The 16,399-nt window shown below is 67.6% G+C and carries 13 protein-coding genes and 1 pseudogene; 8 read left to right on the forward strand and 6 right to left on the reverse strand.

Annotation, left to right across the window (positions count from 1 at the left end):
• Together VGR06_RS26795 and VGR06_RS26800 are read right to left on the reverse strand one after the other, a co-directional pair.
• On the reverse strand, positions 1–854 hold an 854-nt coding region (locus VGR06_RS26795), incomplete at its 3' end, for a polysaccharide biosynthesis protein (RefSeq protein ID WP_327561904.1).
• Positions 851–2,098 carry a DegT/DnrJ/EryC1/StrS family aminotransferase gene (locus VGR06_RS26800; protein WP_327561905.1) on the reverse strand — a complete coding sequence of 416 codons (1,248 nt, stop codon included), beginning with the start codon at positions 2,096–2,098 and terminating at the stop codon, positions 851–853. The genes VGR06_RS26795 and VGR06_RS26800, both read right to left, overlap by 4 nt.
• Before the next feature lie 133 nt (positions 2,099–2,231).
• Between VGR06_RS26800 and VGR06_RS26805 the strand changes: the two genes are divergently transcribed.
• Both VGR06_RS26805 and VGR06_RS26810 read left to right on the forward strand, forming a co-directional pair.
• The gene (locus VGR06_RS26805; RefSeq protein ID WP_327561906.1) at positions 2,232–3,809 is read left to right on the forward strand and encodes a polysaccharide biosynthesis C-terminal domain-containing protein; all 1,578 of its coding nucleotides are present in this window, start codon (positions 2,232–2,234) and stop codon (positions 3,807–3,809) included.
• Positions 3,806–4,963 carry a hypothetical protein gene (locus tag VGR06_RS26810; protein WP_327561907.1) on the forward strand — a complete coding sequence of 386 codons (1,158 nt, stop codon included), beginning with the start codon at positions 3,806–3,808 and terminating at the stop codon, positions 4,961–4,963. Before VGR06_RS26805 ends, VGR06_RS26810 begins: the two co-directional genes overlap by 4 nt.
• Here the strand turns inward: VGR06_RS26810 and VGR06_RS26815 are convergent.
• On the reverse strand, positions 4,945–5,892 hold the full coding sequence (locus VGR06_RS26815) for a class I SAM-dependent methyltransferase (RefSeq protein WP_327561908.1): 948 nt from the start codon (positions 5,890–5,892) through the stop codon (positions 4,945–4,947). The genes VGR06_RS26810 and VGR06_RS26815 overlap by 19 nt on opposite strands.
• A 170-nt stretch (positions 5,893–6,062) precedes the next feature.
• Between VGR06_RS26815 and VGR06_RS26820 the strand changes: the two genes are divergently transcribed.
• The 5 genes from VGR06_RS26820 to VGR06_RS26840 all read left to right on the forward strand — a co-directional run bounded on the left by VGR06_RS26820 (position 6,063) and on the right by VGR06_RS26840 (position 12,319).
• Positions 6,063–7,346 (forward strand): O-antigen ligase family protein, encoded by a 1,284-nt coding sequence (locus VGR06_RS26820; protein WP_327561909.1) that lies wholly within the window; start codon positions 6,063–6,065, stop codon positions 7,344–7,346.
• Positions 7,347–7,423: 77 nt separating this feature from the next.
• The gene (locus VGR06_RS26825) at positions 7,424–8,404 is read left to right on the forward strand and encodes a glycosyltransferase (RefSeq protein WP_327561910.1); all 981 of its coding nucleotides are present in this window, start codon (positions 7,424–7,426) and stop codon (positions 8,402–8,404) included.
• Positions 8,401–10,014 carry a sugar transferase gene (locus VGR06_RS26830; protein ID WP_327561911.1) on the forward strand — a complete coding sequence of 538 codons (1,614 nt, stop codon included), beginning with the start codon at positions 8,401–8,403 and terminating at the stop codon, positions 10,012–10,014. The genes VGR06_RS26825 and VGR06_RS26830 overlap by 4 nt, the downstream gene beginning before the upstream one ends.
• A gap of 47 nt (positions 10,015–10,061) precedes the next feature.
• Positions 10,062–11,009 carry an NAD-dependent epimerase/dehydratase family protein gene (locus tag VGR06_RS26835; RefSeq protein WP_327561912.1) on the forward strand — a complete coding sequence of 316 codons (948 nt, stop codon included), beginning with the start codon at positions 10,062–10,064 and terminating at the stop codon, positions 11,007–11,009.
• Positions 11,006–12,319, forward strand: coding sequence for a glycosyltransferase (locus VGR06_RS26840; RefSeq protein ID WP_327561913.1), 1,314 nt, complete (start codon positions 11,006–11,008; stop codon positions 12,317–12,319). The genes VGR06_RS26835 and VGR06_RS26840 overlap by 4 nt, the downstream gene beginning before the upstream one ends.
• Here VGR06_RS26840 and VGR06_RS26845 read toward each other — a convergent pair.
• From VGR06_RS26845 to VGR06_RS26855, 3 genes are all read right to left on the reverse strand, one after another.
• Positions 12,248–12,880 (reverse strand): response regulator transcription factor, encoded by a 633-nt coding sequence (locus tag VGR06_RS26845; RefSeq protein ID WP_327561914.1) that lies wholly within the window; start codon positions 12,878–12,880, stop codon positions 12,248–12,250. The two genes, VGR06_RS26840 and VGR06_RS26845, sit on opposite strands and share 72 nt — an antisense overlap.
• A gap of 180 nt (positions 12,881–13,060) precedes the next feature.
• Entirely contained in the window at positions 13,061–14,404 is a 1,344-nt protein-coding gene (locus VGR06_RS26850) for a UDP-glucose/GDP-mannose dehydrogenase family protein (RefSeq protein WP_327561915.1), read from the reverse strand.
• Positions 14,405–14,702: 298 nt separating this feature from the next.
• Entirely contained in the window at positions 14,703–15,464 is a 762-nt protein-coding gene (locus VGR06_RS26855; RefSeq protein ID WP_327561916.1) for a hypothetical protein, read from the reverse strand.
• A gap of 523 nt (positions 15,465–15,987) precedes the next feature.
• On the opposite strand from VGR06_RS26855, the pseudogene VGR06_RS44260 reads away from it, so the two are divergent.
• Positions 15,988–16,242 (forward strand): annotated as a pseudogene (locus VGR06_RS44260) (IS256 family transposase); the annotation flags it as partial.
• Positions 16,243–16,399: the final 157 nt, after the last annotated feature.

Genomic DNA, 16,399 nt, shown 5'->3' on the forward strand with positions numbered 1-16,399 from the left:
ACCGAGATCGGATCCGCAGCCTTGTCCGAGGAGATCAACACGAAGCGGTCAACGCCAACCGCCAACGCCGCACGCACGAGGTTCCCGGTGCCGATCACGTTGGACTTCACGCCCTCGCACGGGTGCCGCTCGAGCAGCGGCAGATGCTTGTGCGCGGCGGCGTGGAACACCACCTCCGGGCGCAGCTCGCGGAAGACCTGGTCGACGCGGGCGCGATCGCGGATGTCCGAGATCACGATGTCGTCGTCCAGCAGCGCCTCGCCGTAGAGCTCGAGCTGCAGGCGGTGCAGGTTTGACTCGTCATGATCGAGCATGAACAGCCTGCTCGGCTCGAACCCGCGCACCTGGCGGCACAACTCGCTGCCGATCGACCCACCGGCGCCGGTCACCAGCACCCGTTTCCCCTCGATCGTCACCCGCGCCTGCGGGCTGACGACGTGCATCTCGCTGCGCCCGATCAGGTGATGTACGTCCAGCGAACGCATGCCGCTGCCGACCACGTCGCGACGCAGCGCCGCGATGAACGACGGCAAGTACCACATGCTGGCCCCCGCCGCGGAGGCACCTGCGGCGACCTGGCGGAATCTCTCCGGCGACAGACCGGGGATGGCCACCACGACTACTTCCACGGCGTGCGCGAGCACGACCCTCGTGGTCTCGTCGAGCCTGCCCAGCACGTTGTTGACGCCGGGTTTGGCCGGGTCGTCGTCCAGGAATCCCAATGGTTCCAACCCGAACTCAGGCACCCGGAGCAGGTCCCGGGACAAGGCCCGCCCAGCCTCACCCGCGCCAACCACCAAGGTGCGCAACCCAGCGAGCCGCCGTGATCGGGCAGCGGGAAGTAGTGTCGTCACGGCTGTCGCGCACTCCTTGTGATCACTCGGCGATGTCGCGCCGAATGCGGCGGCGCGAGATCGGACAGCGCATTGCAGACCCGGTCAACCCGGCTCTCCGTGAGACTGGGATGCATGGGCAGCGACAGCAGTCGAGGGAACAGCGCATCGGCGCCGGGGAGTCCGCCGGGCGGGGACAGCGCGGCCCGCCGGAAGTACGGCATGTGGTGCAGGGGAATGAAATGCACCGACGTGCCCACCCCCAGCTCGGATAACCGGTGGATCAGTTCGTCGCGACTCATCCGGTACTTCTCCATCACCCGCACCACGTAGAGGTGCCAGGCGTGCCGGCCGTCCGCCGGGGCAGCGGGAAGGCACAGCCCGGCGGTCCGTCGGAGCCTGGCCGAGTACCAGGTAGCGACCGCTTCGCGCCTGCGCTGCCACTCCTCGAGATGGCGCAGCTGCGCGCGGCCGATCGCGGCCTGCACGTCGGTCATGTTGGCTTTCAACCCGGGTTCGTCCACGGTGTAACGCCAGGTGCCGCCCGACATGTTGCGGCGCCAAGCATCGGCGGACATCCCGTGCAGCCGCGCCCGGCGGACGAGCATGGCCAACTCGGCGTCGTCGGTGGTCAGCATGCCGCCCTCGCCAATCGGCAGGTTCTTGGTCGCGTAGAAGCTGAAGCAGGCCGCCCGGGACAGAGCTCCGACGGGCCGGCTTCCGACAAAGGTGCCAACGGCGTGCGCCGCGTCCTCCACCACGCGCTCCAACGGCAGCCCCGCCGCCTCGGCCAGTTCGGCCACCGGCGCCGGCGCCCCGGCGAAATGCAGCACAAGCATCGCCGACGGGCGTCCGGAGGCTTGGCTCGACGCGGCCACCATGGCCGGGGTCGGCATCGCCGTGCTCTGATCGACGTCGACGAGTACCGGCCGCAGGCCGGCATGGACGATCGCGTGGGCGGCGCCGCAGAAGGTCATGGTCGGCACCAGGACGTCGCCACCTGGTGGAATCCGCAGCGCGCGCAATGCCAGCTCGATGGCCGCAGTACAGGAACTCACCCCGACCGCATGCTCAGCACGCACGTACTCGGCGAATTCGCGCTCGAACAGCACGGTCTCGGGGCCGGTGGTCACCCACCCGGACGCGAGCACGCGCCGGGCCGCCAGTTGAGCCTCCACGCTGATCTCGGTCTGCGCGAATGGCACCTCGGGCTGGCCGGCGACCGTGCTCGCCCCGCCGTCCTCACAGCGCCCGCTGATGGCCATGCTCACTCCTCATAACGAGGTTGTCCGCGATCGGCCGGGCCGTTCGCCGGACGGTGCGTGCGCTCGATGGGCCAACGTTATGAATGTCGCGCTCGGACCAGATCCCCTCGAAGGACGACTTCTGGTACCGCAGATGCCCGACGACACCGGCGCCGGACCTGACGAGCATGTCCTCATCAGGAGATACCGCGGCGGTTCCCACACCCGACCGGCCGGGCCCGACCCGTGGCGGCCCGGTCGCGACGGACTACTGACCGGTGTCGGCTACAGCGGGCTCGCGCAGGCGGCCCCGCTGGTCGTCAACGTCGTCCTCACCCCCTTCCTGTTGCAGCACCTGGGTTTGGACCGCTTCGGCGTGTGGTCGTTGATCCTCGTCTTGCTGGCCACTTTCACCTCGCTGGACGGGGGCGTCGGAGCCTCGCTGGCGCGGTACTACGCCTTCCACTGCGCCCGCGGCGACCGGGCCGGCGCCGGGCGGCTGGTGGTCGGTTCGCTGGTGCTGTTCGTCGGGCTCGGTGTGCTGGTGACGACCGGCTGCATGCTGGTCACCCCGCTCGCCCTCGACCTGTTGAACGTCCCGGCCGCCCTGCGCGGCGAGACGGCCGAGCTGCTGCGCGTCGTCGGACCGCTGGTCACGCTCGCCCTGGTCACCAACTCGGCGACCGCGCTGTTGCAGGCGAACTCCCGGTTCCGCGGCCTGGCCACGGTGAGTGCGGCCTCCTGCTGCGGATACGCCGCGGGCGTGCTGCTTTTCGTAACCGGAGCGGATCTCCCGGTCCTCGCCGAAGTGCTCGCCGCCCGGTACGTGATCCTGCTTGCCGGCGGGTTCTCGCTCGGCATGCGGCACATCACCATCGGGCGACCGCTGCTGCCGGACACCACCGTGCTGCGCGAGTTCCGTGGCTACGCCCTGCGCGTGCAGTTGTCCGGGCTCACCACGTTTCTCAACGGCGAGATCGACGCCCTGGTGATCGGCGCGTTGCTGCCCATTCGCTACGTCGCGATCTTCGCGGTCGGCTACCAGGCCGCCTCGGCGCTGCGCAGCCTGCCCCTGTTCGCGTTTCCACCGATCCTGACCCGAATGACCTCGGCGTACGCCGCGAGGGGTCTGGCCGGCTCGGTGGCGGAGTTCGAAGCCGTGCAGCCCCGCTGGTTGCCCGCCGTACTGACCTACGGTGTGGTGGCCACCAGTGCCGTGGGATTCGCCGTACAGCTGTGGGTCGGGCCGGAATTAGCCCTTGCCGGCCTTGTCGCCGCGATGTTGATGGCCGGCTACACCGTGCATGTCGCGCTCACCGGCATACGCACCTGCTTCGTCCGCGCGAGCGGGCGGCCCGGCTTGGAAACCCGGTACTCCTGGTTCGCCACCGCGCTGAATCTCGTGCTCACGGTTCCGTTCGCGGTGCTCTTCGGGCTCGTCGGCGTGGTCGCCGCGACGGTGGTGGGGCTGCTGGCCAGCTCGCTCTATTTCGTGGTCCTGTGCCGGCGGGTTGCCGGTCTTCGCGACCGGCGGCTGACCTGGCGTTGGGCCGGCGCGACCGCATTGGGCGCGATCACGGCAGTGCTGGGCGAGTTGCTGGTCCTGCGGCTGGAGTGGCACGGCGTGGTGCCGCTGCTGCTGGCCGGCGTGCCGGTGCTCACCGGTCTGCTCGTCACCGTGGCGGTGGCCGCCAGGGACGTGCGAACCATTGTCTGGAGAGAAAGCGGATGACCATCGTGGAGCGACCGAACGGCGGCAGGCGCATCGCGATCATCTGTCAGCTCGATGGCTACGCCAACGGGGTGCGACCAGTGCAGCTGCACCGCTTCCTCGAGGGACGCGGTCACCAGGTGACGCTGGTCGACACCTCCCGGTTGAGCCGCGCATCCGCGGCACCGGGCGTCGGCGCCAAACTTCCCAGCCTGCGCCTGGGAAAACTCGCGCTGTACGCGACCGAGGCAGCAGCCGCGGTCCTCACCCGCCGGTGGCCGATCGGGCGACGCTGCCTTTCCTATTACGCGCTGCTCGCCGAGCACCGACTCCGCCGCGCCATCTTGACGTCGATTCCCGCGATCGACGGTGCCGACCTGGTGATCTGCGAGACCCCACACGATGTGGGCGTGCTGTCCGCCACCTCAGCTCACACGATGTACGACTGCCCGACGCCCTGGGCCGACGAGCTGTGGTTCGAAGGCCGGCTGACCGAACGTCAACACCGGAAGCTGCGCCGCCGTGAGGCGATGATCTTCGACGGTGTCGAGTACCTGTCCTTTCATTGGGACTCCTATGCTCGGTACGCCGTCGAACACTATGGGATCAGCGGCGAAAACCTGCTCACTCTCAATTTCGGCTGCACGCCTTCGCCGCTCCGCGCACGGTTCAGCGAATCGCCACGAGTTGCCTATCTCGGGTCGTTGAGCTCCCGGTTCATCGATCTCCCGCTCCTTTCGCGACTCACCACACTGTATCCACGCATCGATGTCTTCGGTGGGCCGCCACCAGATCCCCGGCTCGGATTGAACTACCTCGGCTACGCCTCGCCCGATATCCTGCGGCAATACCAGATCGGGCTGATCACCTGCACCGGCGACCCGTTGCGGCAGAACGGCTTCTCGTCCAAGCACCTGGAATACCTTGCCTACGGGCTTCCCGTGCTGGTGCCGGAATGGCGGCCCAATGCGATCACGTTGGGCGGGTCGACGGGTTATACCGAAGCCACGTTCCGGTCCACAATCACCATGCTGGGCAATGCTGAGCGCTGGCAACGCATCAGCGACGAGGCCTACACTCAGGCGCGGAAGCTCACCTGGGACCAGACCCTGCGCCCGCTAGATGCCCTACTCGCAGAACCGTCCTCACGATCACGTCAACCCGCTCCGCGATAGTACCGCACGATCTCGTGCGGGGTGAGGTCGCGTTGCCTCTTGCGGCCCAGGAAGTAGTACGCCGACGCGTTGTCCGACTGGTGGCTGGCCGGGACGGCGGCATCGAGGTTGCGCAGCCAGAACAGCATCGCGCGGACCAGCTTGCCGGCGATCGCCGAGCGGAACAACCCACGGACGATGTGCTCGATGCTCCACAACAGTTGCGTGCCGGGCCCCGCGACAGCGCCGGCGTCGATCTCCGAGAACCGGCGGAACAGGTACCGGTGGCCGCTCGCGGTGTACCGGGTGAAGTCGTACGCACCAGCGTGAACCTGTTGCAGGAACGGCGTTTCCGCGTACACGAGCCCGTCGTCGGCGAGCACCCGATGAATCTCGGCAACGACCGCGGTCGGTTCGAGGACGTGTTCCAGGACAGCTTGGACCAGCACCGCGTCGACGCTGGCAGCGGCGAGCGGAATGCGGTGCGCGTCGGCGATCAGCTGGGTGTTCTCGCTGCCGTGGAGGTCGAACGCGATCACCTGGACCTGCGGATCGGTGTACAGCGCGGCGACCCCGTTGCCCACCGTCGCACCGCCGACCACCAGGACCAGCGGTGTCGGGCCGGGCAGCATCCGCAGCAGCCGGTCGGCGTTGCCCGCGGCCACCCGGTTCAGCGGCTTCCAGAGTGCGCGGAGTCGCTTCGGCAGTCGCTCGATGAGCGGCCCCTCGGCGTCGCGCGGGCCCCGCGGCACGACGTCTTCGCGCCGCAGCACGCTGGTCTCGAAGTCGACCAGCACCGGCCAGCGTCCGACGACCGGAAACGCGGACTGCGAATGGAACGAGCAGTCTGGCGAGGCGCAGCGGAATCCATCCGGTTCGTCCGCCAGCGCCGATCGGCAGCGCGGGCATGCCAACAGCCGCCGGAACTCCTCGAGTCCCGCCAGTGCCATGAGACCTCCTCGGGCCAATCGGCCCACCTCATTGTCGGGGCGCGGCGGCCGCAATGGGGGTCACGCGCACCGGACTACCGCACATCTCATCCCGTTGCACGAGCCGCATCGGGCCGGGCGCTTCTTTCATTGACCTCGGGGATGTGGCCGCACATTCGGGAAGGACGGGCATGGCGACCAGCACACGACTGGGTCGCATTCCGCTCACGGCGCTGCCGGCGCAGGCACTGTCGCACCGCGCCCGCCCCCGCATCGCTCTCATGCTCGTGCTCATCGCCGCCGCGATGCCGGTGCGCATTCCCGCCGCGCTGCCGTTGGTTCACTCGATGTCCGTACTGGACATCCTGCTGTGGTTCGCCGCCGTGACCCTAGTGCTCGACTGCGCCGTCCGGCCGCTGAACGTCGCCTACCCACAGCTGTTCTCGCTGCTGTTCCTACCGGTGTTCGTCTGCGTCGTATCCTTGGCGTGGTCGCAGGACCCGGCTGCCACTCTGCGCTCCACGATGATCTACGTCGAAGGCCTGGTCGCCTATCTGCTCGTCGTGCGGGAACTGGACGGTCTGCCGGCGGGCCGGGTCATGACCTACCTCAAGCGGTACACCTACCTGGTCATGATCCCGGCCGTGCTGCTGTTGCTGCACGTTCCGGGATTCGCACCGCAGGAGGCCGGACTGTCGCCGCGGTCCGGCAGCTACGTCTCCTACTACACGAGGCTCTCACACCCGGTTCTCGGCCGGTCCAACAACCTCGCGACGGTGCTCGTCTTCTTCGTCCCGCTGTTGCTCTACTGGGGGCACACGCGGCGCGACCGCCGGTTCACGACGGCCGGTTTCGTCGTGCTGACCGCCGTCGTACTCACGCTGTCCCGCGGTGTGCTGCTCGCGCTGCTGGTCACCGCGGTGGTCGCCGCGCTTGGCTGGGCCGTGCGCCATCGCGGGATTGACGGCCGCATCGTGGCGAAGGCGATCGGCGCCGTGGCGGCCGCGGTCACCGGCATCACACTGTTCGATCGGTTCAATCCGTCCACACAGGAATTCATCGGTGGTCGGCTCAGCCTGGACAACGTCATGATCCGGTCCGATCTGGTGAGCGCGGCTGTGCACAAGCTGTCCGATCGCCCGTTTCTCGGCTATGGCGGCGGCGTCGTACCCGACCAGGACCCCACGCTCGCGATCAAGGCGCACAACACCTACCTCCAGCAGGCGATCTACTACGGGTTGCCGCTCGGACTCGTCGTCACGCTTTCACTGGTCTGCCTGGCGGCGTTCTTCCTCCACCGGGCCGGCCGGACCGCGCTGGCCAGCGTCGTCGGGTTCACCGTGGCCGTCCAGATGTTGATCTTCGTCACCGAGTCCAGTTTCGAGGGGACGGTGCTGCGGGTGCTGTTCTACCTCTCGATCGGGTTCGGTGCCGCGCTGGTCCGCGCGGCCGAAGCACCGAGCGGTGCACCCTGACCGGGGCAGCCGGCAACCTCGCGGTCACCCCGTACGGCCGCGACGCCGGCAGCTCCCGGGTCCGTGTCTTCGAGTGGTTGGACCGCACCAGCGCCAATTTCGACGTGCATGCCTACCTCGGGCTGCGCAACGCCAAGCCCGCACAGCTGGCCCGGCACCCGGTTGCGTTGGCCCGCACGGAACTCCGGCTCCGCCGACTGACCGCCACGCCGCCGCGGCGGCTGCTGTTGCACCGCGAGGCCTCCCCCCTCAGCCGTGGCCGATCGGAACGACTGCTGCTCACCCGTGCGGAGTTCGCCGTGTACGACTTCGATGACGCCCTGCAATGGGACGACGGCGACGGCGGCGTGCTGCGCGGGTTCGCACCCAAGTCGGCGAAGGCGTCCATCGCCATGCGGCACGCGGACCGGGTCATCGCCGGCAATCCCGTCCTCGCGGACTGGGCCTCGCAGCACCACCGGGATGTCGTGATCATTCCCAGTTGCGTCGCGCCGTCCAGCTACCCATCCAAGGGCTCCTACGCCCTGCACGACCCGCCGAGGCTGGGCTGGATCGGCTCTCCGGACAACGAGCGGCACCTGCTGATGATCGAGGACCCGCTGCTCGAGATCCACCGCCGTACCGGTGCACGGTTGATCCTCATCGGCACGACCCGCCCGACCCTCGGCCGGCTGGAGACCATTGTCGACCGGATCGCGTGGACACCGTCCATTCAGGGCACCGCGCTGGGCGAGATCGACGTCGGCCTCATGCCAGTTCCCGACACACGTTATGGGACCGGCAAATGCGGCTACAAACTGCTGCAGTACGGCGCGACCGGGGTTCCCGCGGTTGCCAGTCCCATCGGTGTCAACGAGGACATCCTGTCTCTGTTCGGCATGCCGGCCCCCCGCTGTTCCGGCGATTGGACCGACGCGATCCTGGGCTTGCTGCGGTGCGCGACAACGACTCGCGAGGGTTTGGGGACGAGGGCTCGAGAGATCACCCGCCGGCAGTACTCCTACGACGCCTGGCTGTCCCGCTGGGAAGCCGCGCTCGAACTGAGGACAACATCATGACGAACACCGACATCGTGATCGTCAATTGGAACACCGGGAACTATCTGCGCGAGTGCCTGCGCAGCATCGCACTCGCCGATCAGTCCGAGCTGGCCGTCGGCGAAGTCGTGGTGGTGGATAACGCCTCCACCGACGAGTCGGCCAGCGACCTCGCCGCCGAAGGGCTTCCGCTCCGGGTGATCAGCAACGCGACCAACCTGGGCTTTGCCGGCGCGTGTAACCAGGGCGCGGCGGGTTGCCGGTCCGATCAGCTGCTCTTCCTCAACCCGGACACCAGATTGCATCGTGGCGCGTTGCGAGCCGTCGGCCGGTTCCTGGAAACTGTTGCGGCACAACGGGTCGGCATCTGCGGTGCACGAATCGTCGACGAGCAGGGCAGGCCGACGGTGTCCTGCTCGCGGTTTCCCACGCTGCGCATCCTCGTCGGCAAGATGACCAACCTCGACCGCGTCCTGCCACACATCTTTCCACCGCATCACCTCCGGTCGGAAGAAACCTTGACATCGCAACCGGTTGACCAGGTGATCGGCGCGTTCTACCTCGTGCGCCGGTCGTTGTTCGTGGAACTGGGCGGCTTCGACGAGGGGTACTTCCTCTACTACGAAGAGGTCGACCTCGCCCTGCGAGCCAGACAACGCGGTTGGCTGTCCTATCTGGTCAGTGAGGCACAGGTGCAGCACGTGGGCAACGTCAGTACCAACCGGGTGCGCGCCGCACGGCTGGGCCATTCCCTGAGCAGCCGCACCCGGTTCGCCCGCCAGCACTGGCCACGCTGGCAGGCGGCGCTGCTGGTGGCGCTGACCCTGTCGGTCGAATTGGCCGCGCGGCTGGCCAGGGCCGCGGTCCACCGCAGCCCGACGGAACTGCGGGACACCGTCGCCGGATACCGGGCGTACCTGCGCTGGCTGGCGCCGCGTCGGCGACACGGGCCGGGACCGCTGCGCCGGGCCGCCGACCTCGCGGTCGGCTTGACCGGCCTGGTCGTGTTGTCGCCGTTGCTCGTCGCACTCGGCGTGCTGGTCAGGAACACCAGCAGGGGCACGGCACTGTTCCGTCAGCAACGGGTCGGCGAGAGGGGCCGGGTGTTCGTCTTCTACAAGTTCCGCACGATGCCCGAAGGGACCGGCGGACCGGAAGTCACCAGCGCCGCCGACGCGCGGGTAACCCCCCTCGGGCGAGCGCTGCGGCGCACCGGTCTCGACGAGCTGCCTCAGCTGATCAACCTGGTGCGCGGCGACATGACCCTGGTCGGTCCGCGCCCGGAGACACCAGGACTGGCCGCCCGGTACCCCGAGGACTGCCGGTGGGTGTTCGACCACCGGCCGGGAATCACCGGGCCGGTTCAGCTGCGGTCGCGAGAACTCGCCGCCGCCCTCGACGACCAGACCGATCCGGAGGCGTTCTACCTCGACGCGCTCGTTCCCCGCCGAGTCGCACTGGACGCGACGTATCTGGAGGCGCCAACGCTGTCCGCGACCGTCTGCGTCCTCGCCAGAACCGTCTGGTACGCGCTGTCCGCCTTTCGGGCCGCTCCGTACGCCGGCGCTCGCGCGGACGACGTAGGAAAACCGGTCCCGCGACCCGATCCCGCTGCCCAGGACATCGCCTAGCGTCGGGAGACCAGATCCCCCGGACACATTCAGAAAGTTGGTCGCACATGCGCGCCGTCGTGACCGGTGCAGCCGGATTCATCGGCTCCCACCTGTGTGATCATCTGCTGGACTGCGGGGACGAGGTCACGGGCATCGACGCCATGACCGACTACTACGACCTCGCGCGCAAGGAGGCGAACCTGGCGCCGCTGCACGGCCGGCGCGGCTTCAGCTTCCGGCACGGCGATCTGCTCGCCCTGCCGCTGGTCACGCTGTTCGCCCACGCCGACGTCGTCTACCACCTGGCGGGTCAACCGGGTGTGCGCCCGTCGTGGGGCCACGGGTTCGCGGCGTACCTGGAACGGAATGTGCTGGCCACCCAACACGTGCTCGAGGCCGCCCGGACCGCGCTGCCCGGCCGGCTGATCTACGCCTCGAGCTCCTCGGTCTATGGCGATGCCGAGGCGTACCCGACGGCCGAGTCGCTGCGGCCACAGCCGGTCTCGCCATACGGCGTCACCAAGCTGGCCGCCGAGCACCTGTGCGAGCTCTACCGGACAGCATTCGGGGTGCCCACCACGTCGTTGCGGTTGTTCAGCGTGTACGGGCCCCGGCAGCGTCCGGACATGGCGTTCGCGCAGCTGATCGCCGCCGCGGCGAGCGACGAGGCGTTCACGCTGTTCGGCGACGGAGAGCAGACCCGCGACTTCACCTACGTCGGCGACGTCGTGTCCGCCTTGCGACAGGCCGGGCTCTCGTCCTGGACGGGGGTGGCCAACATCGGCGGAGGCAACCGGATCACCATGAACCGGGTCCTGGGACTGCTTGACGAGCTGGCCGCGCCGGTTCGCGTGGTTCGGATACCCGATCAATCTGGCGACGTGCGCCATACCGCCGCCGACATCACCCTTGCGCGGCGTGCCTTCGGCTACCAACCGCGAGTGGATATCCGCGAAGGGTTGCGGGCCATGGTCGAGGCCGAGCGCGTCACCCTTTCCGCGGTGGCGCGATGAACGGCTGGCCCGCGGCCCCACCGCAGGTGGCACCGGCCGAGGTTCTGCCGCCACCGCCCACCTTGCCCCGGATCAAGGTGCTGCATGTGATCACTCGGTTCTGGGCGGGCGCCGGCTCGAACACGCTGCTGTCGGCAATCGGGATGGACCCGGAACGGTACGAGCTCTGGGTGGCCGGCATGCCCGGCGGCGACCTGTGGGAACGGGCACGCGCAGGCGGCGTGCACACGGTGCAGATCCCGCGCTTTCGCGAGGTGCTCACCCCCACCGATCTGCTCGTGTTGTGGCGGTTGGTCCGGTTGATCCGGCGCGAGCGATTCAGCATCGTGCACACGCACTCGGCGAAGGGGGGTTTCCTCGGCAGGCTGGCAGCGTGGCTGGGCCGTACTCCGGTGGTGGTTCACACATTCCACGGCCTCAGCTTTCACGACACCATGTCCCGCCCCCGGTACCGGGTTTACCGTGGTCTCGAGCGGGCGACTCGCCGGTTGACCCATGCGTTCCTGGCCGTCGCACCACGGTTGGCTCGTGAGGTCGTCGAGCAGCGACTGGCGGCGCCGGGCAGCGTGACCGTGGTGCCGTCGGCGGTTGACCTGGCTGACATCCCGACCGGATTCGATCACGTCGCCCGGCGCGAGCTCGGCATCGGGGCTGACGTCCGGCTCGTTGGCACGGTCGGCCGAATCGACAAACAGAAGGCGCCACTGGATTTCGTCCGGATGGCCGCGGCGGTCAAGGCCACCCATCCCGGCACTCGTTTCGTGATGATCGGCGACGGTCCACTCGCGGACACGGCTCGGCTGCTCGCAACCGACCTCGACGTGCCACTCCAGATCACCGGCTATCGGTCCGATGCGGCCAGGCTCGTGGCCGGCTTGGACATTTTCGTGATCACGTCGCTGTACGAGGGTCTCGGCCGAGCATTGACCGAGGCACTGGCCGCCGCCCGTCCGGTGGTCGCCACGGCTGTCAACGGTGTGCCCGATCTTGTCGAACCCGGCGCCACCGGCCTGCTCAGCGCATCGGCTGACCCGGCCGGCCTCGCCAAAGCCGTCGGGTGGCTCCTCGATCACCCCGACGACGCCGCCGCCATGGGGTGTCAGGGCAGTGCTCGGGTACGAGCCGCGTTCGCTCCCGCGGCGATGTGCGCGGCCATCGACGCCTGCTATCGCCGCTTGCTCGGCCTGCCCGACCAGCAACCGATCGACGAGCGTCCCCGCTGTTGGCAACTCCTCGGGTCAACGGCGCCGCCGCGCCGAACTGACCGGCAGGCCCACCCGCTGGGCAAGGGCGACAGCCGCGAGCGATGAGTGGACGCCCAGTTTGACCAGCCCGTTCTGAATGTGGGTGCGTACGGTGAATGGCGACAGGAAAAGCTTCTTGGCGATCATCGGACGGGTCAGGCCGGCACACAGGCAGGCCAGCACTTCGCGCTCCCTCGCGGTCAGCGTCGCGAGCCGCATCGCCTCGGCGTCCAATTCGTCGCGTATGCTCATCAATTCCGACAGAACCCTGGTAAGCAGGGTGGGCGGTATCCAGGTCTCGTCCCGAAGCACACCGTGGATCACCGTGCACAGGTGCTGGATCGGGCTGTCTGTGGTGACCCATCCGCGGACTCCGTCGCGGAACGCGGCGCACGCGAAATCCTCGGCCTCGCCGTTCCCGCTGAGCACGACGAGCGGTATTCCCAGCCTGCGGATCCACGGCAGCCGCGCGTTGACCTCGTCGCCCCCATTGACCAGGCGAACGGCCACCACGGCCAGTTCGGCCCGACCCCCGGCGGCCACATCGCAGGCCTCTTCGATGCCGGTCACCGCGCGGCCCGTGATGCCAACCTGTCCTAAACCCGCCGCCAGCGTCTCGGCCACCATTCGGTGATGATCAGCCACGAGCACTCGCACGCCTTGATGCATAGGTTAATCGTGCTGTGCATACGCCCGGCCGCCCAGCGTCGGACTACGCAGTGACGACTAGACCGTGCGCCTCAGCGTCGAATACCGCTTGTGCACAACCGCGAACTACGTCAATTGCGGTAGCGCCCGGCATACACGTCAGGACGTGGCGGCGAAACGGTCACTCCCGCGCCGGCCGACACCCGTCCAGGCAAAACCCGCCCGGCGTACCCGGTCCTGATCGAGCAGGTTACGGGAGTCGACGACGACCCGGCCGCGCACCAGCTCCGCCAGCCGCGGCCAGTCCAGATTACGGAATTCGGGCCATTCGGTGAGCACGACGAGCGCGTCCACCCCATCGGCTGCCTGATACGCGTCATCAACGACACGGAGCAACCCGAACTCGGGGCGCGCCGCCGACGGTGGAAGCCCAGGGTCGTACGCCACGAGCTCCGCGCCGGCCTGTCGCAACAGCGCGGCCACCGCGATAGCGGGCGAGTCGCGCAGATCGTCGGTACCCGCCTTGAACGTGAGACCGAGCAGACCGAGCCGCATGTGAGACAGGGAACCCTTGCGGTCGCCGGTCACCGCCAGCCGAACCTTGTCGACCATCCGCTGGCGTTGCCGGGTATTCGTGTCGATGGTCGCGCGCAACAGCCGGAACTCGAAGTCGGCGGAGTCGGCGACCTGCAGCATCGCCGCAGTGTCCTTGGGCAGGCACGATCCGCCCCAACCGGGACCCGGCCGCAGGAACTCCTTGCCGATGCGGCGGTCGTAACCCATGCCTTCCGTCACGTCATTGATGTCCGCGCCCAGCCGTTCACACAATTCCGCGACCGCGTTGACATAGGACAGCTTCATGGCGAGGAAGCAGTTGGCCGCGTACTTGACCAACTCGGCGCTCGCCGCATCGGTGAGCACGGTGGGCGCACCCAGCCGGGCGTACAGCGCCGCCACCTTCTCGGCTCCATCCTGGTCGTCGCAGCCCACCACGATCCGGTCCGGGCTCAGAAAATCCGCCACCGCGGCGCCCTCGCGGAGAAACTCCGGATTGCTGACCACCGCGACGTCCGCCCGGCCGAGCAACTCCGACGTTCGAGCGGCAGTGCCCACCGGCACGGTCGACTTGTTCACGACAATGCACCCGGCCGGCAGATGCTCCCGACATTCCTCCACAACCGATTCCACCGCACTGAGATCGGCGACCCCGCCCACCCCCATCGGCGTCGGTACGCACAGGAAAACGACCTCGGCCCCACCTTCATGCTCGGTAATCGCGGCCACTGCGGTCGCCACGAACGACAGCCTGCCTGAGGCGAGGCCGTCCGCGACCAATTCGGCCAAGCGCGGCTCGCAGATGTCCAACTCCCCCGCGGCCAGCCGCTTGATCTTGTCACGATCGAGATCGGCGCATACCACGCGGTGCCCGAGCGAGGCGAGACAGGCGCCAGTCGTCAGACCGACATAACCCGTGCCGATCACCGCGATCCGTCGTGCGAACATCGTTTCACTCTCCCAGAGGGCGGCGCCGTGCGGCCGACTTCAAGAAATTTGTTGACGCGCGCGACACAGTCGACAGGCTGCTGAAGCGACTTGGCGGATCAGCACCTTGGCCAAGGCCAGACTAGCTCATATGGCGACGAATTACCCGGTTGCGGGCTGGTCGGCTTGAACCACCCCTACGCAGGGTGTTCACAAGCCACAAAATCCCGATTATCCGCATCTGGATCACCCACGACAACGTCGATCACGGACATGAAGAGGGACCCCGCGAGCGGGGTCCCTCCGTGAGCCGATGGCTCTATGCTGTCGGTTGCTTGAAATTGCCGAAGTGGTCGATCGGGCAGGTATTGCTTTCGTTGTTCAACACGACGCTTGCCGGGTCGAAGATGTAGCCCGGGATGTGGTCGGTCAGGAATGCGCCGGTGGCGTTGAAGGCGTTCAGCGCCGGGTTCGGCGACTGGGTGCGTGCATCGGTGCCCGCGACGCCCGGCCCCTTGTAGGTTCCGCCGCTCGTGGTGAGCACGGTGTTCAGCGTCGGGTCCACACCGAAGGTCGCGCCGTAGAGACCGTCATACACCGTGGTGTTGAACAAGTCGGTTCGGCTGTAGCCGGTCAGCGCCCACGCCGCGTCGGTCGATTGCGACCAGAAACCGGGCGAGCACCAGGCCCCGTGCGTGAACGGCCGGCACCCGTGACTGACCACCAACTGCGCGTTCTTCGCCTTGCCGTCGTAGGTGGCGGACACACTGCCGGGCAGCGCGGCGGGGTCGTACCAGCCGCTGACATACTTGAACGTTCCGTTGCCGGTCTTGGTCATCTCGGCCGTGCCCCACGCTCCCGTGATGTCGGCCTTGGCTGCCCCGGTTGCGGTCAATACCCAGAGCAGATACGGACCGTCAGCATCCGCGCCATTCGCTACGCCACAGATCTCGGTCACCAGGTCGTAACCTCCGAACCCGTCCGCGAGAAGCCCCTGGCCCCTGTACATGACCGGGTTCGCATACGCCGACGCCGAGCCGACCAACAACACACCGGCGCTCATGGCGACCGCGCCAGCCATCAGAAGCATCTTGAATTTCCGCACTGGGTTCTCTCTCTATTCTCCGCCGCACCTGTGGGCGGCGTGTCCATACGTCACGTCGAGAATAGTGAGAACAGCGTTACAGACATGCAGTTCGCACGAGAGAATGAGGGTCTTTCGACTCTGATTCCGACTCGGGCGAACGATTGCATGACAGCCCATGGGCTCGGCCAGTAGATGTTGACACTCACCCGCCCGCATGCCTGTCCGTATCCGCGTGCTGACTAATTCGCGATCGCCGGTCAAGGCAACCGGGCATGTCGTTGGACGTCTGGTGATGTAGTAACCAGGTTGAGGTTTTGCTTGAGATCGGCGCAGCTCGGCGTGTCGGGTCCGTCCCCGATGGTGTGCGCTGACCATCCTCGATAAACTCGGCCACCCAGACGCCGCCCAACTCCGCAGCAAACTCCGCACCGCGTAAGGGACCGTCACCACCACCCGACCTGGGCCGGCTACACCAGCAGTCTGATGTCGGTGATCGGCAGGATGGGCACGGGCAGTGATGCCATCCGACGTTGTGAGTCCACGGAAAGCTACACACGGGCGGAGCGGCAGGTGTCGCCGGTGCAGGCAGGCGGCGGCGATGGTGGCCGAGACGAAAGGCACGGCGGTTGGCGTTGACCGGCCCGGACGGCTTGCTCAAATTATTCACCAAGAATGTGTCGGAGACGGCGCTTAGCGAGGGATGACCGAGCATCTGAGGCGCGAGAAGAAACGCGGCGATCCGGGTCGCGAGCCGACGAATGTGCGGAACGGACTCGGTCGAAGACGGTGAAGATTATGCAAAACGCCTGGTAACCGCGCCGACAAAACGGATCGAAGATTCGTGATTATCTCGGCGTGTCGTCGACAATGGGCAACGGTTCTCGCGGGAGAATTTGAGAGTTCCTACCAAAGAATTCTCAAAGCCCGGG

It is taken from the genome of Actinophytocola sp., from assembly GCF_036002505.1.
Classification (GTDB): Bacteria; Actinomycetota; Actinomycetes; order Mycobacteriales; family Pseudonocardiaceae; genus DASYTH01.